Here is a 17,867-nt window from a genome sequence, read left to right on the forward strand (position 1 = left end):
AGGCCCCTGATCATTTCACTTCACCGTGATGTCATTTTGATGACAAGTGTCAGCGTGTCGTCTGGTGTTGCGCCATCGCCGAACTCAAACCCAGGAAGTCCAGCAGGATGCGACCGCTCTCGGTGAGGTAGGCATCGTCCTCGGGCTTCTTCGGTTTTTCCGCTTCCGCCAGCGCGGCGGCTTCGTCCTCTTCCTCGATCTTCTTCAGCGGCTCTTCGCCCTTGGACGTGCGCAGTGCGTTCTCCAGCGCCAGCTGGCGCTCCTCGATCGCTTTCTGCTGCGCCCGGCGTTTTTCCTCGTTGAGGCTGACCGTGGTCTCGTGCATCAGCTCCTGGGAAAGTGCGAGGCGGTCGCGGGTGAAGACGAAGTCCGGATTCTTTTCCGAGCGCGCCTCATGGCGAGCGGTGAGCTCGGCGAGGAACGGCTTGAAGGGGTTGAACTCCGGATTGATCGCCGCGCGGATGCTGTCCCAGGGCATGGCCTCGGGCAGGGCGCTTTCACCGATCTCCTTGGTGTCCACGTTGGCCGGATAGGAAATGTCCGGGATCACGCCCTGATGCTGGGTGCTCTGACCGGAAACCCGGTAGAACTTGGCCAGGGTGAGCTTGAGCTCGCCATGGTTGAGCGGCTGGATGGTCTGCACCGTGCCCTTGCCGAAGGTCTGGCCACCGAGGATCAATGCACGGTGGTAGTCCTGCATGGCCCCGGCGAAGATCTCCGAGGCGGACGCCGAAAGGCGGTTGACCAGCACGGCCAGCGGGCCGTCGTAGTAGGTGCCTGCGCTGTCGTCGGCGAGTACGTCGACGCGGCCGTCGCTGTTGCGCACCAGCACCGTCGGGCCTTGCTCGATGAACAGGCCGGTCAGCTCGGTGGCTTCCTGCAGCGAACCGCCACCGTTGTTGCGCAGGTCGATGACGATGCCGTCGACCTTTTCTTCCTGCAGTTCGCCGATCAGTTTCTTGACGTCGCGCGTGGTGCTCTTGTAGTTCTTGTCGCCGGCCCGCAGCGCCTTGAAGTCGAGGTAGAACGCGGGGATCTCGATCACCCCGAGCTTGTAGTCCTGGCCTTCATGATTGAGCTTGAGCACCGATTTCTTCGCGGCCTGCTCCTCGAGTTTCACCGCTTCGCGGGTAATCGAGACGACGCGGCTGGTCTGGTCGTTCGGTGCGTTGCTCGCCGGAATCACTTCCAGGCGCACCGTCGAGCCCTTGGGCCCGCGGATCAGCTTGACCACCTCGTCCAGGCGCCAGCCGATCACGTCGACCATTTCCTCGTTGCCCTGGGCCACCCCGACGATGCGGTCGGCCGGGGCGATCTGCTTGGTCTTTTCCGCAGGCCCCGCCGGAACCAGGCGCACCACCTTGACGTGCTCGTTGTCGCTCTGCAGCACCGCGCCGATGCCTTCGAGCGACAGGCTCATGTTGATGTCGAAGTTCTCCGCGTTGTCCGGCGACAGGTACTGGGTATGCGGGTCGTAGGACTGCGCGAAGGCATTGATGTAGGTCTGGAAGACGTCTTCGCTGCGGGTCTGTTCGAGGCGCGACAGCTGGTTCTTGTAGCGCTTGGTCAACAGCTCCTGGATGGCGTCGGGCTCCTTGCCGGCGATCTTCAGGCGCAGGACCTCGTCCTTGACGCGCTTGCGCCAGAGGTCGTCCAGTTCGGCGACGTCCTTCGGCCAGGCCGCTTTCTCACGGTCGATGAGCAGCTCTTCGTCGACGGTGAAGTCGAAGCCGTCGACGCCTTTTTCCAGCGTGCCGAGGGCGAACTGGAGGCGCGACTGCAGGCGCTCGAGGTGGCGACGATAGATGGTGAAACCCGGGTCCAGGTTGCCGTTCTTCAGGAAGTCGTCGAAGTTCCTGCGCCACTTGCCGAACTCATTGATGTCCGACTCCATGAAGTAGCTGCGCGAGGGGTCGAGCATCTTCAGGTAGCTGTCGAAGATTTTTTCCGAGCGGGCATCGTTGAGCGGCGGCTTGTTGTAGTGGTGGCGCTTGAGCAGCTCGACCACGTTGAGGCTGGCGATCACCTGATCGCGGTCCGGCTGCAGGTACTCCCAGTTCTGGATCGCGGCAGGCTTGGCCAGCGCGACGGTCGCATTGACGCTCAGCACCAGCGCGAGCAACGTGACGCTCAGCGAGCGGGTCAGGGAAGGGCGGCTTGAGGCAAAGGGATAACGCATAGTAGGCCATCAATTGAAGCGCCGGATGCGTTACCGGTCCGGCGGTGTAGATCTTCAACCCGAAGGTTCGGGCAGTTGGGCAGCGAGTCGGCCGGCACCTGGCGAACAGCAAAACGCGCTTATGGGTGTCTATAGGAGTCTCGATCACCGGCCCGGGTTCGGGCGCGCCGCTGTGTGTAAGCTGCGCTTTTCAACTATCGATTTCAACACAGCGGTGTCTCGTCCGGGTTCCGGACCGCATAAACGGGACGCAGGCACGGCTCACTATGGAGGCAGCATGAAGGCATTGCAAGGCATCGAGGGGCATCTGGAGTGGGTCGACAGGCCCGAGCCGGCCTGTGGCCAGGGGCAGGTCCGTATCCAGGTCGCGGCGGCGGGAATCAATCGTGCCGACCTGCTGCAGCGGGCCGGCCACTATCCGCCGCCGCCCGGTGTCACCGATACCCTTGGCCTGGAATGCGCCGGGGTGATCACCGAGGCGGGGGCGGGCAGCCGCTGGAAAGTGGGCGATCGGGTCTGCGCGCTACTGGCCGGCGGTGGGATGGCCGAGCAGGTGGTGGTGGACGAACGGCACGCGATGGCGATTCCTCTGGGCCTGAGTCTGACCGAGGCCGCGGCGGTGCCTGAGGTTTATGCCACCGCCTGGCTGAACCTGTACCGGCTGGCGGCGCTCAAGCCGGCGGAGAAGGTTCTGCTGCATGCCGGCGCGAGCGGGGTGGGGACCGCGGCCATCCAGCTGTGCAAGGCCTTCGGCAATCCCTGCTGGGTCAGCGTCGGGTCGGCCGAGCGGCTGGCCTATTGCGAAGGCCTGGGGGCCGAGGGTGGCGTCGTGCGCAGCGTCGATCTGGAAAGCCTGCGTGACTTCGCGCCCTTCGATGTGATCCTCGATCCGGTGGGCGCCAATTACGCGCCGCTCAACCTGCAATTGCTCGGCCTGGATGGGCGCTGGGTGATCATCGGTCTGATGGGCGGACGCATCACCGAACTGGATCTGGCCAAGCTGCTCGGCAAGCGGGTCCAGATCACCGGGTCGACGCTGCGTAGCCGGGATGCGGAGTACAAGGCCGAGCTGATCGCCGATCTCGAAGAGAAGGTCTGGCCGCTGTTCGCCGATGGCACGCTCAAGCCACAGCTGGAGCGCTGCTTCCCGATCGGCGATGCGCAGGCGGCGTTCGCGGCGCTGGAAAGCAATACCGTGTCGGGCAAGATCGCGCTGGTGATCGACGACGCGCTGAGCTGAGGGCGAGGTCGGGCGGCGGTGTCGCTGCCCGACCGGCCGGGTCAGGGCAACCGCGCGGTGGTATAGAAGGCGGTAAGCACCTTGACCAAGTGGGCGAGATCCTGGCTCCCGGCCAGCTCGCGGATCGAATGCATGGCGAAGGTCGGCAGGCCGATGTCGACGGTGCGCACGCCCAGCTGGCCAGCGGTGATCGGGCCGATGGTCGAGCCGCAACCCATGTCGCTGCGGGTGACGAAGCTCTGTACCGGCACTTCTTCGGCCAGACACAGATGGCGGAAGAAGCCGGCCGTCTCGCTGTTGGTGGCGTAACGCTGGTTGCTGTTGACCTTGATGACCGGGCCGGCGTTGAGCTTGGGGCCGTGGTTGCCGTCGTGCTTGTCGGGGTAGTTGGGGTGCACGGCGTGGGCGTTGTCCGCCGAGATCAGCAGCGAGCGGTTGATGACCCGGACGAAGCCGTCGCCTTCGGGAAGAACCCGGCGCAGCACCTGCTCCAGGAAAGGCCCGTCGGCGCCGCACATGGAGGTCGAGCCGATTTCCTCGTGGTCGGTGCACACCAGCACGCAGGTTTCGTCTTCACCGGCCTTCAGCAGCGCCTGCAGACCGGCGAAGCAGGACAACAGGTTGTCCAGGCGCGCACCGGCGACGAAATCGCCGTTCAGGCCGATCACCGCCGCGGGCTGGGTGTCGTAGAAGCTCAGCTCGTAGTCGAGCACCGCGTCGGCCAGCAGGCCGTGCTCGCGGCTCAGCTGCTCGGCCAGCAAGGCGCGGAAGTCGAGGCTTTCCTGGCTGGCGACCTGGGCCAGAATGGGCGGCAGCTCGTTCTGGGCGTTGATCGCCCAGCCCTGGTTGGCTTCGCGGTTGAGGTGGATGGCCAGGTTCGGAATGGTGGCGATCGGCAGCTTGAAGTCGATCAGCTGGCTTTCGATCAGCCCGTCCCGGCTGAAGGTCACGCGGCCGGCCAGCGACAGGTCGCGGTCGAACCAGGGCGCGAGCAGCGCGCCGCCGTACACTTCGACGCCCAGTTGCCAGAAGCCCTGGCGCTGGAGTTCGGGATGGGGCTTGACCCGCAGGCAGGGGCTGTCGGTATGGGCACCGACCAGGCGCACGCCGGATTCGAGCGGCGGCGTGCGGCCCAGGCGAAACGCGATGATGGCCGAATCGTTGCGGGTGACGTAATAGCGTCCACCGACTTCGACATGCCAGGGCTCACCCTCGTGCAGCGGCTTGAAACCGGCGGCCTGTAGGCGCTGGGCGAGGCTGGCGGTGGCATGGAAGGGGGTTGGCGAGGCCATGAGGTAATCGATCAGGCCCTGATTGAGTTCTTCGCGCATAGAGACTCCCGACTGCAATCGCGCCAGTTTATCCCATCACGCCCGCTCGCAGCGGGGGCGAATGCATCCTTTGGATCAGCGTTCGGCGATGATGTGAAACAGATGCCAATGCTTGGCACGGCCAAGAGCCGTGACGCCGGTGCGATCGATTTCCTCGATGTCGACCCACGCCCAACCGTCGAACAAGGCCTGTACCTGCTCCCGGCTGTGGATGCTCAACTGGGGCGAGGCCCACTGGTCGCGCTCGCCAAATAACTGCCCGGCGAACAGGCCGCCATCCTCCAGGGCCGAACTGATCCGCTGCCATAGCGAATCGAAGTGGTCCGGCGCGCAGAACGGCAGCGCGAAGCTGCTGTTGATCAGGTTCGCCGACGGCAGCTGCAGGGTCTCGAAGCGCTCGCAATGCGTGATCAGTCGGGCCGCGTCGCAGGCCGGAACCTGATCGCGCAGGCGGGACAGCGCCTCGGCTTCGGCGTCGCAGGCCCGAACCTGCCAGCCGCGCCGCAGCAGTTCTAGGGTGTCGCGACCCACGCCGCAACCCAGGTCCAGCGCCAGTCCCGGGCCTCGCGCCCAGCGCGTCAGTGCGCGTTGCAGCGTCCCGACCGCCGGCAGGCTCTGGGTGGCGTCGTAGAAACCGGACCAGGTCACGCCGGGATCAGAACGGCGCCGGGCTGTCGAAGCGCAGCCGTTCGCCGGTCGTCGGGTGGGTGAGGGTCAGCATGCTGGCGTGCAGGCACAGGCGCTCGTGGGCGGCCAGCGCCTGGTCGTGGGCGTAGAGACGATCGCCCAGAAGCGGATGGCCGATGGACAGCATGTGGACCCGCAGCTGATGGGAGCGGCCGGTGATCGGGGTGAGTTCGACGCGGCTGTAGTGACCGCAGCGTTCGAGCACCCGCCAGTAGGTCAGCGCATGGCGGCCCAGCTCGTGGTCGACCACGTGGCGGGGCTTGGTTGGAGGGTCGTAGCGCAGGGGCAGGTCGATGCTGCCGCTGTCCTGCGCCGGTTCGCCCCAGCACAGCGCCGTATAGGCCTTCTCCGTTTCGCGGTCGTGGAACTGGCGCGACAGCTCGCGGTGGCTGTCGGCGTCGCGGGCCAGGACGATCAGGCCGGAGGTTTCCCAGTCCAGCCGGTGGACGATGCGCGCCTCCGGATAGCCGTTTTCCTGCAGGCGGGTGACCAGGCAATCGCGGTTGTCTTCGGCGCGACCCGGCACGGACAGCAGGAGGGTCGGCTTGTCGATGACCAGGATGGCGGCGTCCTGGTGGATGATGCGGATAGTGCTGAGCGGCATGGCAAGCCCGAAAATGAAACGGCGGCCCTCGCAGTCTGCGGGGCCGCCATTGTTCTGCGTCAGTGGCTCGTTCGCGTCTGGCGCGACGTCACCGATCCGGCAGGGTGATGTTGAGCTCCAGGATCGAGCAGTTGCCCTGGTCTTCCAGGGCGACCTGGACCTGATCGCTGTCGATGTTGACGTACTTGCGGATCACCTCGACCAGTTCTTTCTGCAGGGCCGGCAGGTAGTCCGGCTCGCTGCGCTGGCCACGCTCGTGGGCGACGATGATCTGCAGGCGTTCCTTGGCGATCGCAGCCGGGGTTTCCTTCTTCTTGCGCTCACGGAAGAAGTCGAAAAGATTCATTCGCGACCTCCGAACAGTCGTTGCAGGAAGCCGGGCTTCTTGATGTCGAGGAAGCGGTGCGCGACTTCCTTGCCCAGCAGGCGGTCAACGGCATCGCTGTAGGCCTGTCCGGCATCGCTCTGGTCGTCGAGGATCACCGGGATGCCCTGGTTGGAGGCCTTGAGCACGGCCTGGGACTCGGGAATGACGCCGAGCAGGCGGATCGAGAGGATTTCTTCGACGTCTTCCACGCCGAGCATCTCGCCCTTGGTCACGCGCTCGGGGTTGTAGCGCGTCAGCAGCAGGTGTTCCTTGATCGGCTCCTGGCCGCTTTCGGCGCGGCGCGACTTGCTGGCCAGCAGGCCGAGCATGCGGTCGGAGTCGCGTACGGAGGAGACTTCGGGGTTGGTCACGACGATGGCTTCGTCGGCGAAGTACATCGCCAGGTGGGCGCCTTTCTCGATACCGGCAGGGGAGTCGCAGATGACGTATTCGAAATTTTCGGCCAGTTCGGTAATGACCTTCTCGACGCCTTCGACGGTCAGGGCGTCCTTGTCGCGGGTCTGGCTGGCGGCCAGCACGTAGAGGTTCTCGAGGCGCTTGTCCTTGATCAGTGCCTGGGTCAGGGTCGCATCGCCCTGGATGACGTTGACGAAGTCGTACACCACGCGTCGTTCGCAGCCCATGATCAGGTCCAGGTTGCGCAGGCCGACGTCGAAATCGACGATGACGGTCTTGTGCCCGCGCAGGGCGAGGCCGGTACCGATGGCAGCGCTGGTGGTGGTTTTGCCGACGCCACCCTTACCGGAAGTGACTACGAGGATCTTGGCCAAGGTGATTCACCCTAAAATATGAAAATGTCGGGTCCGTCGCCTTTTTGGAGGACAGAGCGCCGTTTGGTGCTTGTAAATTCGCGGCAGTATCCGTTAAAGGCGGGTGATGTTCAACACGTCGCCGGACAGCCCGATGCGTACGGCTTCACCCCAGAGAGGATCGCGTCGGATGTCCTCGGCGACCTTGTACTGACCCGCGATGGAGACCATTTCCGCCGTCAGTTGCTGGCAGAAAATGCGAGCGTTGACGTCGCCTTTGATACCGGCGAGCGCGCGACCCCGTAATGGGGCGTAGACATGGATGTTGCCATCGGCGAGAAGTTCCGCGCCGGGGCTGACCGGAGCGAGCACGATCAGGTCGCCGCCTTGCGCATAGATCTGCTGGCCGCCGCGAATCGGCGTGGTGACGACCCGGCTCGGGCGGTAGACCGGTTCTGCCGGCGCGGCGGGTTTGGCCGGCTCGCCGTCGTGCGGGTCGATCTTGCGTTCGCGCGCGCCGGAGGGCGGCAGCACGGGCAGGTCCAGCGCGCTGGCGGCGCCGATGTGGGCCGCGTGGCTGGCCCGGATGGCGAGGGTGCGCAGGCCGTGGCGACGGCAGACGCTCATCAGCTCGGCCAGGTCGAATCGCTCGTCGGCCTGGGGCAGCTTGTCCAGCGCCAGCACCAGGGGGGTATTGCTGAAGAAGTTAGGCGCCTGCGCGACTTTGCGCGCCAGTTGCTGGTCCAGGCGTTCGGGATCGTTGTCGGCCAGCTCCAGGACGGTGATGGCGAGCATGCTGCCCTTGAGCTGGAATACGGGATCTTGGTCGAGAGGATCGGCTTGGCTCATGGTCTGCCTGCTGCGGTAAATGGCGAGGACTTATAGCGGTCACGACGCGGACCTGCAAGGGCAAGCGGCCCGCATCAGGCCCGTGGGCGGGCGTGTCCGGACGACCGGAGAGCGATCCGGGCCGACCCGTTTGCGCGTTTGCCGTTAGAATGCATGGCTTTCCATCCGGTTCGAGCGTTTCATGGATCGCCCCCGCTTCAGTCGCAAGTTCCTCCATCCGCGTTTCTGGCCACTCTGGGCGGGGCTCGGCCTGCTCTGGCTGCTGGTGCAGCTGCCTTATCCGGTGCTCCTGATGCTGGGTCGTCTGCTGGGGGCGCTGATGTACCGCGTCGCCCGTTCGCGTCGCCACATCGCGCGGCGCAACCTGGAGTTGTGCTTCCCGGAAATGGCCCTGGCCGACCGCGAGCGGCTGCTGCGCGAGAACTTCGCCTCCACGGGCATCGCCTTCTTCGAAATGGCGATGAGCTGGTGGTGGCCCAAGGCGCGCCTGCAGCGCCTGGCCAGGATCGAGGGCCTCGAACACCTGCAGCAGGCCCAGGCGCAAGGGCAGGGCGTGATTCTGATGGCGCTGCACTTCACCACCCTGGAGATCGGCGCGGCGCTCCTGGGCCAGCGACACACCATCGACGGGATGTACCGCGAGCACGACAATCCGTTGTTCGACTTCATCCAGCGTCGCGGCCGGGAGCGCCACAACCTGGACGCTTCGGCGATCGAGCGCGAGGACGTGCGGGCCATGCTCAAGGTCCTGCGTGCCGGCCGCGCCATCTGGTATGCGCCCGATCAGGATTACGGCCGCAAGCAGAGCCTGTTCGTGCCGCTGTTCGACATCCCGGCGGCAACCGTCACGGCGACCACCAAGTTCGCGCGGCTCGGGCGTGCCCGGGTGTTGCCCTTCACCCAGGAGCGGCTCGCCGACGGCAGTGGCTATCGGCTGGTGATCCATCCGCCGCTGGAGGACTTCCCGGGGGAAAGCGAGGAGCAGGATTGCCTGCGCATCAACCAGTGGGTCGAGCAGGCGGTGCGCCAGTGCCCGGAGCAGTATCTCTGGGCGCACCGGCGCTTCAAGACGCGTCCGGAAGGCATGCCCAGCCTGTATCGCTGAAGCCGGGCCGGGTGTCCCGGCGCTTGCCGGACACCCGCTGCCTCACTCGTCGATCTGCAGTTTGCGCGCTCGCGTATAGACGTACCGCACCTTCTCGTACTCGAACGGCGAGTTGAGCTGGCCATAGCGGAAGTTGGTGGTGTAGCGGGTGTCCACGGCGCGCAGCGCGGTGAGCTCCAGGTGCCCGCCGCTCATTTCCCCATAACTCAGGAAGTTGATCTGCCGCTCGGTGCCGAAATCCGCGACCAGACCCGTGGTATCGCGCAGGTTGGAGGGACCGAACGCGGGCAGGATCAGGTACGGGCCATCCGGCACACCATAGAAGCCCAGGGTCTGGCCGAAGTCCTCGGGTTGGCGCGGCAGGCCCATGCGGGTCGCCGGATCCCAGAGACCACCGACGCCGATGATGGTGTTGAACAACAGCCGGGCGGTGGTATCCATCGCGCGTTTGCCCTTGAGCTGCAGCACGCTGTTGACCAGGTTGGTGACGTCGCCCAGGTTGTCGAAGAAGTTGCTCACGCCGCTGCGCACCACGCGCGGCGTGACCTTCCGGTAACCGCTCACGACCGGCAGCATGACCCACTGATCGAGCCGGTAGTTGAAGTGGTACATCCGCCGGTTGACCGACTCGAACGGGTCGTAGACCTCCAGCGCCTCGAAGGTGGCGCGTTCGAACTCATGCTGGTCCAGGCCCGGGTTGAATTCCAGGTTCCGGAGCGGGTGGGTGAAGCCGTCCTCGTCGACGTAGCGGGTCTCGGCATGGGCGACCGCGGTGGCCAGAAGCAGGGGCAACAGCAGAAGGGATCTAGCCACGGAAGAACTCCAGCATGTGTTCGGCGTTGACGCGGTAGTTGAGGTTGCCGCAGTGGCCTCCATACGGGTAGAGCGTGAATCGGTCGCCGAAGGTGCGGCGCAGGAACCCGATGTCGCCGGGCCCGAGGATGATGTCGTCGGCGTTGTGCATCACCGAGATCTTCGGGCTGTCGCGCAGGTAGTCTTCCAGCGCATAGAGGCTGACCTGCTGGACCAGCTGGGTCAGGCTGCCGCCGTCGTATTGCGCGCGCCACATCGGGATCAGCTGCTGGGTCATGTAGCACTCGAAGTCGCACAGCAGCGAGCGGCGGAAGAACGGCTCGAGGCTGGTGCCTTCGGTGATCGGATGCTTCGGCGGAATCAGGATGCCGCGGCGATTGATCAGGTCCGAGGTGAAGGCGATGTCGGCGGCGGAGAAGCGGAACGAGGTGCCGATGAGCATCGCCATCTCCTCGTCGCTCAGGCGCACGGGGGACTGCTGAAAGTCGAACAGCATCGCTTCGTCCAGGTTGATGTTGCCCTGGTACCGGAAGTAGCGGGTGAGCTTGTCCATCACCAGCTCATAGAAGGTGGTCTGCTTGTCGATGCCCTTTACGCGCGTCTGCACCAGCTTGTCGAGGTTGCGAATCGAGGTCTGCAGGTTCACCGGCGGGTTGAGCAGCAGCACGCGCTTGAAGTCGAAGCTGTGGCGCGTTTCGTCGAGGCGGCTGACGAAGGCGGCGTGCAGCGCGCCGAGGCTGTAGCCGGTCAGGTGGAACTCGGTGACCGGCAGATCGTGTTGCTGCGCGCGCACGGCCTGCATGACCCGGTAGAGGTCCTTGGCGTCGTCCTCGCTCAGACCGGGCGTGGCGTAGCGGGACGCAGCGGCCATGAAGTCGTAGCTGGTCGGCGACGACAGCTGGACCACGTGGTAGCCGGCGCCGTAGAAGATTCGCTTGAGCGATTCGGAGAGACCGCTGGAGTAGTGTCCCCCGGTGCCGGCAATGATGAAGATCAGCGGCGCGGGGCCTTTCTGGCGCGCCACGCGGTAGCCCAGCCGGGTGACCGGCCAGAAGTTCGGCGGCAGGGTGAATTCCCGCTCCGGACGCAGCCTGAGGCTGTAGTCGGCCTGATCGATGTCTTCATCGCTGGGCACGACCGCCCGCAGATCCGGCGGAGTGGTGGCGATCGTCGCTTCGAAGGGGTTGGTGAGGGGGTAGGCATAGTCGCCGGCATCTATATCCCGCGCGAACAACGATGCGCTGGTGAGCAGGCTGCCCAGCAGCAGCGTGAGTGACCAAAACCTGAGCATAAAGTCCCTTTCGGTAACAGCCCATTGGGGAGAGCGCCTTGCGGCAGTGAGTCCGGCTGGCAACCGGTCGACCTGTCGTATGACCCGCGCCATGGCGCAGAGTGCCGCTTCCCTCGTTCGGCTGCAATGCTCGGGGCGACCGCCTCACGCCTGGTGATGCAGCCAGGCGTGAGGCGGTATCTGGCCTTTGGCACCCTTGGTTTCGAAGCGTTGCCAGATTTTTTCGTGGAAATAGAAACCCACCGAATTGCACAGCGGCTCGATGGCGGCCACCAGCCCGCCGATGGCCAGGCTACCGGTCAGCGCATAGGTGACCGAAAAGGCGATGCAGAAGTGCATGATGGTGAAGGTGACGGTCTTGAGCATGACGACCTCGAAGCAATACCGATGCGATTGCAGAAAGGCTAGGCCGTCTCGTTGTCACGATGAAATGGTCGATGTATATCGCCGGAATAGATGGCGATAATCGGCCTGGATGCTTCGATAGTTTTGTGCGAAGGCGCTCCGGTGTCCCGGATGGCGAACCGACGCGGGAGATGAGATGACTGATCGACTGGCCGCCGATGCGATTGTGGTGGTGCACCTGCTGTTCATCCTCTTCGTCCTGTTCGGCGGGCTGCTGGTGCTGCGCTGGCCGCGCCTGGCCTGGTTGCACCTGCCTGCGGTGGCCTGGGGCATCCTGGTCGAGGTGCTGCATCTGAACTGCCCGTTGACGCCCTGGGAGAATCACTTCCGTCTCGCCGCCGGGCAGGGCGGTTACGACGGCGGCTTCGTCGAGCACTACCTGATCCCGCTGATCTATCCGGCCGCCCTCACGCCGCAGATCCAGCTGTGGCTCGGGGCGCTGGTCGCCGCGCTGAACGCCGCGATATACGGCTACCTGCTGCATCGCCGTCGTCGTCACGGGCGAGTTTGCCGGGGTCATTCAGCGCCCTGATGAAGGCTGGCGCCGGGGTTTCCTTCGCTACACTCGCCGAACCACAAGAACAGAAGGCTTCCCCCGATGCAGAACCGCATGATGATCACTGGCGCCGGCTCCGGTCTGGGCCGCGAAATCGCGTTGCGCTGGGCCCGGGAGGGCTGGCGGCTGGCGCTCTCGGATGTGAACGAGCAGGGGCTCGCCGAAACCTTGCGAATGGTTCGCGAAGCCGGTGGCGACGGGTTCACCCAGCGCTGCGACGTGCGCGACTACAGCCAGCTGATCGCGCTGGCCCAGGCGTGCGAGGAAAAGCTGGGCGGCATCGATGTCGTGGTCAACAACGCCGGCGTGGCCTCGGGCGGCTTCTTCGACGAGCTGTCGCTGGAAGACTGGGACTGGCAGATCTCGATCAACCTGATGGGCGTGGTCAAGGGGTGCAAGGCCTTCCTGCCGCTGCTGCAGGCCAGCAAGGGCGCCATCGTCAACATCGCCTCGATGGCCGCGCTGATGCAGGCGCCGGGCATGAGCAACTACAACGTGGCCAAGGCGGGCGTCGTCGCGCTCTCCGAGAGCCTGCTGGTCGAACTCAAGCCCGAGGGCATCTCGGTGCACGTGGTCTGCCCGTCGTTCTTCCAGACCAACCTGATGGACTCCTACCGGGGCCCGACGCCGAACATGAAGACCCAGATCAGCAAGCTGCTCGAGGCCTCGCCGATCACCGCGGCGGACATCGCCCAGTACATCCACGAGGGGATGGCGCGGGGCGACTTCATGATCCTGCCCCATGACGAAGGCCGCATGGCCTGGAAGGTCAAGCAGCAGAACCCCCAGGCGATCTACCAGGAAATGTTCACCCTGACCGAAAAGAAGCGCGCCAAGGCCCGTGCCCTCTGATCGATAGCTTGCTCATGAAACGGCCGGGGAGTAGGGTGGCCGCCCCGGTTATTTCTGCAGGCTTCGGTTGCCCCCGTGAACGTCCCTACGCGTCTCCTGCTCATGCCCGCGCTGGTGCTGGCCGCGGTCAATCTGCGTCCCGGCATCACCTCCTTCGCCCCGCTGATCGAGCGCATTGCGACCGAGCTGCAGCTCAGCCGCGGCCTGATCAGCCTGACCACCGCGGCACCGGTGCTGCTGATGGGCTTCCTGGCCCCGCTGGCGCCACGGCTGGCGGTTCGTTTCGGGCTGGAGCGCACCATCACGGCCTGCCTGTTGACCCTCTGCATCGCCCTGCTGCTGCGTCTGTTCAGCCACCACGCCGGGTTGCTGATCGCCACCGCGGTGCTGCTGGGAGCCGCGATTGCGATCGCCGGCCCGCTGCTGTCGGGCTACATCAAGCGCCATTTCCGCGAGCGCATCGGCAAGACCGTCGCCTGGTTCTCGCTGAGCATGGCGATCGGCGGGACGCTGGGCGTGGTGCTCACCGCTCCGATCGCCCATCTCCTGGGCGAGCGGTGGAACCTCGGGCTGGCGGCCTGGGCGATTCCCGCGGTGCTGGCGCTGCTGGTCTGGCTGAAAGTGCCCAACCAGCCCGAGCCCTCGACCCAGGGCCCTGCCGGGCTGCCCTGGCGTGAGCCGCGGGCCTGGCTGGTAAGTGTCTTCTTCGGGCTCCAGGCCGGACTCTTCTACGCCCTGGCGACCTGGCTGGTCGCCCGTTACAGCGAAGTCGGTTTCAGCGTGCTGCGTGGCAACGCGTTTTTCAGCGGCTTCATGCTGATCGGCCTGCCCAGCGCCTTCGTGATGCCCTGGCTGGCCCAGCGTTTCGGACGGCGCCACCTGATGCTCCTGGGCTGCAGCCTGGTCGCGCTGTTCTGTCTGTCGGCCATCACCTGGTGGCCAGGCACGCAGCCGATGCTCGTCTGCATGTTGCTGGGTATCGCTCTGAACGGCAGCTTTTCCCTGGCGCTGGCCCTGCCCATGTACGAAGCCGGCTCGCCCCTGGCGGTAAGCCGTCTGACCGCGATGATGTTGTGCGCCGGCTACGGGCTGGGCGGCCTCGCGCCCATGCTCGCGGGCCTGGGGCGTGACCTGGGCGGCGACTACCGCGCGCCGTTCGCGGCCCTGGTGGTGGTCGCGGCGACGATGTCGGTGCTTAGCTTTTTCCTGCGGCCCCGGCGCGACGCCGGCCCGCTCGTCTAGCATGGAAGCTGTGGCGCGGTTCACCTCCTGCCGTGGCGCGCATGACCGCTGCGCGCCGCTGTGTTAGAACGCTGCGCACGCGGCGACCCACACCCTTTTGACCGTCTGCCTGGAGTGTTCGAGTGGAGTCAGAATCCATCGTCTATGGCTGCATCCGTGATTGGCCCTCGGCGGATGACGAGCAGCGTCGTCAGCGCCGGCTGGCCAATCTGCGCGCGCTCGAGCAGCTGCCACAGGGCGAGGGCTGGCCATTCATCGGACGGGAGATGTTTTCCTTCTGCCCCCAGGAAGACATCGGTCTCTACCAGACCCAGGTGATCCACTTCGGCGCCAGCTACCGCGCGGTGGAATACGAGTGGGCGTTGTGGGTGGAAAACTTCGAGGCGCTGCTCAAGCAGCTGTACTGGACCGGTGCGGTGGTGCACCTGGAAACCGAGCTCAACGGTACCCACACCTTTCGCTGGGAGACCGATTCGGGTTCCCACAGCCCCAACGACAGCAGCCTGCGCATGCGCTGTTCGTGGGAACGCGAGAGCGGGCTGGTCGGCTGATCAGTCCTCCAGCCATTCGCGCGGGACGTCGCGCTTGAGCGCGAGCTGGCACTGGCTGCTGTCCGGATCGAACACGATCACCGCTTCGCCCTTGTCCAGGGCACGGCGGACCCGCTCCACGCGGGTGATCAGCGGCGTTTCGTCGCCATTGTCGGTGCCGTCGCGGGTGACGAAGTCTTCGATGAGGCGGGTAAGGGTGTCGGCTTCGAGCTGATCGTGGGGAATGAGCATGGCGCGGGAATACCTGGCGTGCGGATGCGCCTACTTTAACCCGGCTTCGGCGGTTCCCAGCGTACTCTCCGTTTCGCGCAGGTAATGATCGAGCCGTTCGTGCAGCGCCAGGTGGTCGAAGGGTTTGCCGAGAAACTCGTTCATGCCGGCGAGGGTGCCGCGCTCGCGCTGTTCCTCCGGCAGGTGCGCGGTCAGTGCGATGATCGGCACCGGCGCCAGGCCGAGCTGTGCTTCGAGCGCCCGGATCTGGCGGCTGGCCTCGAAGCCATCCATTTCCGGCATCTCGCAGTCCATCACGATGGCCTGGATCGCGCTCGGCGCGCCGCGGTAGAGATCCAGTGCCTGCTGGCCGTTGTCCACCAGCTCGACCCGGTAGCCGCGTTTTTCCAGGAAGCCCCGGACCACCATCTGATTGACCGGATTGTCTTCGGCCACCAGCACGCAGGGCTGCTCGTCGCCGGACCGTTGCCGGGCAGGAGGTGGTGGAGGCGGCGGGGTGCAGGACGCGTCGCTGTCCGCGAACAGGCCGTGGAGCGCCTCGCGTAGCGGGGCGATGGCCAACGGCAGCGCCACGCTGACGTCGACGGGGCGCGGGGGCGTTCGGTCGTTGGGGGCATCGAGCAACAGCAACGGCGCTTGCGGGGGCTGGCAGTACTCCAGTGCCTCGAACCACTCGCTGGGCTGACCCGGCAGCGGAGCTACCAGCACCAGCAGGTCGTGGCTGTCCAGCTGTTCGAGGCAATCGGCCAGGGTCCGGGCCTTGTCGCAGTGCATGCCCCAGCGTTGAAGCAGGCATGCCAGCGCGTCCAGCGCCTGCGGGTCGGACGACGCGAGCAGTGCACGGCGTGCGGCCAGCCGCTCGGCGAGGGGATCGGCGGGTTGCTCGAGGTCGGGCGATGGCAGGGAGAGCAGAAAGCGGCTGCCCTCGCCGGGCGTGCTCTGGACCTCGATGGTGCCGCCCATCAATTCCACCAGTTCCTTGCTGATGGCCAGCCCCAGGCCGCTGCCGCCGTAGCGTCGGCTGGTGCTGGAGGTCTCCTGGGCGAATGATTCGAACAGTTGCGGTACGGCGTTCGGGTGGATGCCGATACCGGTGTCGATCACGGCGAACAGCAGGCGCATCGGGCCATCGCCATCGCGGCTCCGGCTGACCTTCAGGGCGACGTGCCCGTTTTCGGTGAACTTCACGGCGTTGCTCAGCAGGTTCAGCAGGACCTGTTTCAACCGTGTCGGATCGCCGCGCACCATCCGCGGAACGCCGGGATCGAGGCTGATGTAGAGCCCCAGCTGCTTTTCCTGCGCCTGCGCCGTGAACAGGCTCGTGGCCTCGGAGACCAGGGTCTCGAGGTCGAACTCGATGTCCTCGAGCACCAGCTTGCCGGATTCGATCCGGGCGTAGTCGAGGATGTCGTTGATCACCGTCATCAGCGAGCGGCCGGAGCTGGAAATGGTATCGACGTAGAAGCGCTGGCTGCCGTCCAGACGGGTCTCGCGCAGCAACTGGAGCATACCCAGCAGGCCGCTGAGCGGGGTGCGGATCTCGTGGCTCATCTTCGCCAGGAAGCGGCTCTTGGCCTTGTTCTCGATGCGTGCCTGGGCCGCGGCCTGGCGCGAGCGGTAGCCTTCCTCCTTGAGCTGGTTGATGCGGTCGGCCAGGCCGATCGACAGCGTGATCAGCTCGATGGCGACGCTCACCTTGACCACCGAACTGCCATAGACGCCGAACAGCTCGAAGCCCAGCGAGCCGGCGGTGACGATGATGAAGGAGGCCAGCAGGATGCCCCAGGCGAGGATGTAGTAGGAGCCGTAGCGCACCCCGCGATGCCAGGCGTAGGCGCCGGTCAGCAAGAGGCCGATCGAGGTGCCGAGTACGGCGAGGCTGGCCAGGATGCTCCAGGTCTGCAGGGGAATCAGCAGACCGGCGACGAGCCCGGCGAACGAGATCAGGACCACGCCGCGCAGCAGGCGGTCCAGGCGCGGGAAATGTTCGCGGGTATGCAGGAAGTGGCGGCTGAACTGTACCGAGGTGAAGCAATGCGTGAGCATCAGCAGGTAGATGAGCACGCCGTGGACCGTGCCCAGTCCGGGCAGCACCTTGAACAGCAGCCCGTCGAAGCTGGCCGCGAACAGGCCGATGTTGAGGTTGTAGACCAGGTACCAGAAGTACGCCGGCTCACGCAGCGAAAGGAACAGGAAGAGGTTGTAGCAGAACATCGCCAGCAGGATGCCGTAGAAGCCTCCGTAAAGCGCCGTAGTGCGTTCCTGGGCGGCGGCGCTGGCGCCGTAGGTGCTGAAATAGAGCGGTACGAACAGGCTGCTGGTGCTGTGAACCTTCACCAGCAGGGTGGTCGGCCCCGGCGCCAGCTCGACCGGGAACCAGAAGTTGCGCACCTTCACGGCACGCTGTTCGAAGGGATAGTCGTCGCCGGCCAGTTGATGGGCCAGGCGCCCCTGCGCATCCACGACGTACAGTTCGATATGGTCGAGCAGCGGGTAGTTGATCTCGACGAAGCCGCGCACGCTGTCGGTGCGAGGGTTGTCCAGGCGGACCCTGAACCACCAGGTCGAATCGTTCTTGCCCTTGTTGACGTGGCGGCTGTCGACCGGCTGGAAGCGCTCGGGCGCCAGCGCCAGGACCTGGGCGGCGTCGAGACGCCCCCCGGGGTCCTCGAACGATTCGGCCCACTGGCCCAGCGGCAGGCGAAAATCGCCGGACGGCAGGCTCAGGGTGTCGGCGGCCCAGCAGCCGACACTCAGGCAGAGCAATAGCAGGGCCAGTCCATAGCGCGCCATA

General features: G+C 65.5%; 18 protein-coding genes. 6 read left to right on the top strand and 12 right to left on the bottom strand.

The genetic code is table 11. The features are described from left to right. Window positions 1–49 precede the first annotated feature (49 nt). Window positions 50–2,179, bottom strand: a complete 2,130-nt coding sequence (locus DN824_RS04510; RefSeq protein WP_174236471.1) for a carboxy terminal-processing peptidase — start codon at window positions 2,177–2,179, stop codon at window positions 50–52. A gap of 277 nt (window positions 2,180–2,456) precedes the next feature. Here DN824_RS04510 and DN824_RS04515 point away from each other — a divergent pair, with 277 nt between their 5' ends. Further along, the gene (locus DN824_RS04515; RefSeq protein WP_138407147.1) at window positions 2,457–3,419 is read left to right on the top strand and encodes an NAD(P)H-quinone oxidoreductase; all 963 of its coding nucleotides are present in this window, start codon (window positions 2,457–2,459) and stop codon (window positions 3,417–3,419) included. A gap of 41 nt (window positions 3,420–3,460) precedes the next feature. On the opposite strand, the gene DN824_RS04520 is transcribed toward DN824_RS04515, so the two are convergent. From DN824_RS04520 to minC, 6 genes are all read right to left on the bottom strand, one after another. After that, window positions 3,461–4,750: a M18 family aminopeptidase gene (locus DN824_RS04520; protein WP_138407148.1), complete on the bottom strand. Its 1,290-nt coding sequence runs from the start codon at window positions 4,748–4,750 to the stop codon at window positions 3,461–3,463. A gap of 75 nt (window positions 4,751–4,825) precedes the next feature. Further along, complete coding sequence (locus DN824_RS04525; protein WP_138407149.1) at window positions 4,826–5,398, bottom strand: class I SAM-dependent methyltransferase; 573 nt, start codon at window positions 5,396–5,398, stop codon at window positions 4,826–4,828. 7 nt (window positions 5,399–5,405) lie between these two features. Then, window positions 5,406–6,041, bottom strand: a complete 636-nt coding sequence (locus tag DN824_RS04530) for an RluA family pseudouridine synthase (protein WP_138407150.1) — start codon at window positions 6,039–6,041, stop codon at window positions 5,406–5,408. Window positions 6,042–6,129: 88 nt separating this feature from the next. Continuing rightward, entirely contained in the window at window positions 6,130–6,387 is a 258-nt protein-coding gene (minE, locus tag DN824_RS04535; protein WP_138407151.1) for a cell division topological specificity factor MinE, read from the bottom strand. Then, a complete protein-coding gene (gene minD, locus DN824_RS04540; RefSeq protein ID WP_138407152.1) occupies window positions 6,384–7,199 on the bottom strand; it encodes a septum site-determining protein MinD in 816 nt (271 codons plus the stop codon). Before minD ends, minE begins: the two co-directional genes overlap by 4 nt. A gap of 93 nt (window positions 7,200–7,292) precedes the next feature. Next, window positions 7,293–8,027 (bottom strand): septum site-determining protein MinC, encoded by a 735-nt coding sequence (gene minC / locus DN824_RS04545; RefSeq protein WP_138407153.1) that lies wholly within the window; start codon window positions 8,025–8,027, stop codon window positions 7,293–7,295. A gap of 181 nt (window positions 8,028–8,208) precedes the next feature. Here minC and DN824_RS04550 point away from each other — a divergent pair, with 181 nt between their 5' ends. After that, entirely contained in the window at window positions 8,209–9,132 is a 924-nt protein-coding gene (locus DN824_RS04550) for a lipid A biosynthesis lauroyl acyltransferase (protein WP_138407154.1), read from the top strand. Window positions 9,133–9,174: 42 nt separating this feature from the next. On the opposite strand, the gene DN824_RS04555 is transcribed toward DN824_RS04550, so the two are convergent. The 3 genes from DN824_RS04555 to DN824_RS04565 form a co-directional block, all read right to left on the bottom strand. Beyond that, window positions 9,175–9,930 (bottom strand): MlaA family lipoprotein, encoded by a 756-nt coding sequence (locus tag DN824_RS04555; protein WP_138407246.1) that lies wholly within the window; start codon window positions 9,928–9,930, stop codon window positions 9,175–9,177. A 7-nt stretch (window positions 9,931–9,937) separates the two neighbouring features. Further along, window positions 9,938–11,236, bottom strand: coding sequence for an alpha/beta fold hydrolase (locus DN824_RS04560; protein WP_138407155.1), 1,299 nt, complete (start codon window positions 11,234–11,236; stop codon window positions 9,938–9,940). A gap of 144 nt (window positions 11,237–11,380) precedes the next feature. Then, window positions 11,381–11,602, bottom strand: coding sequence for a DUF2061 domain-containing protein (locus DN824_RS04565; RefSeq protein ID WP_138407156.1), 222 nt, complete (start codon window positions 11,600–11,602; stop codon window positions 11,381–11,383). Window positions 11,603–11,777: 175 nt separating this feature from the next. Between DN824_RS04565 and DN824_RS04570 the strand changes: the two genes are divergently transcribed. The 4 genes from DN824_RS04570 (at window position 11,778) to DN824_RS04585 (ending at window position 14,842) form a co-directional block, all read left to right on the top strand. Next, the gene (locus DN824_RS04570; RefSeq protein ID WP_138407157.1) at window positions 11,778–12,173 is read left to right on the top strand and encodes a DUF2784 domain-containing protein; all 396 of its coding nucleotides are present in this window, start codon (window positions 11,778–11,780) and stop codon (window positions 12,171–12,173) included. Between the two features lie 66 nt (window positions 12,174–12,239). Further along, complete coding sequence (locus tag DN824_RS04575) at window positions 12,240–13,049, top strand: SDR family oxidoreductase (RefSeq protein WP_138407158.1); 810 nt, start codon at window positions 12,240–12,242, stop codon at window positions 13,047–13,049. 102 nt (window positions 13,050–13,151) lie between these two features. Continuing rightward, entirely contained in the window at window positions 13,152–14,291 is a 1,140-nt protein-coding gene (locus tag DN824_RS04580) for an MFS transporter (protein WP_138407247.1), read from the top strand. 122 nt (window positions 14,292–14,413) lie between these two features. Continuing rightward, a complete protein-coding gene (locus DN824_RS04585; RefSeq protein WP_138407159.1) occupies window positions 14,414–14,842 on the top strand; it encodes a hypothetical protein in 429 nt (142 codons plus the stop codon). Here the strand turns inward: DN824_RS04585 and DN824_RS04590 are convergent, their stop codons facing one another. Both DN824_RS04590 and DN824_RS04595 read right to left on the bottom strand, forming a co-directional pair. Further along, window positions 14,843–15,073, bottom strand: a complete 231-nt coding sequence (locus DN824_RS04590; RefSeq protein WP_138407160.1) for a YheU family protein — start codon at window positions 15,071–15,073, stop codon at window positions 14,843–14,845. 30 nt (window positions 15,074–15,103) lie between these two features. After that, window positions 15,104–17,866 carry a hybrid sensor histidine kinase/response regulator gene (locus DN824_RS04595; protein ID WP_138407161.1) on the bottom strand — a complete coding sequence of 921 codons (2,763 nt, stop codon included), beginning with the start codon at window positions 17,864–17,866 and terminating at the stop codon, window positions 15,104–15,106. Window position 17,867: the final 1 nt, after the last annotated feature.

The organism is Stutzerimonas nosocomialis (assembly GCF_005876855.1).
Lineage (GTDB): Bacteria > Pseudomonadota > Gammaproteobacteria > Pseudomonadales > Pseudomonadaceae > Stutzerimonas > Stutzerimonas nosocomialis.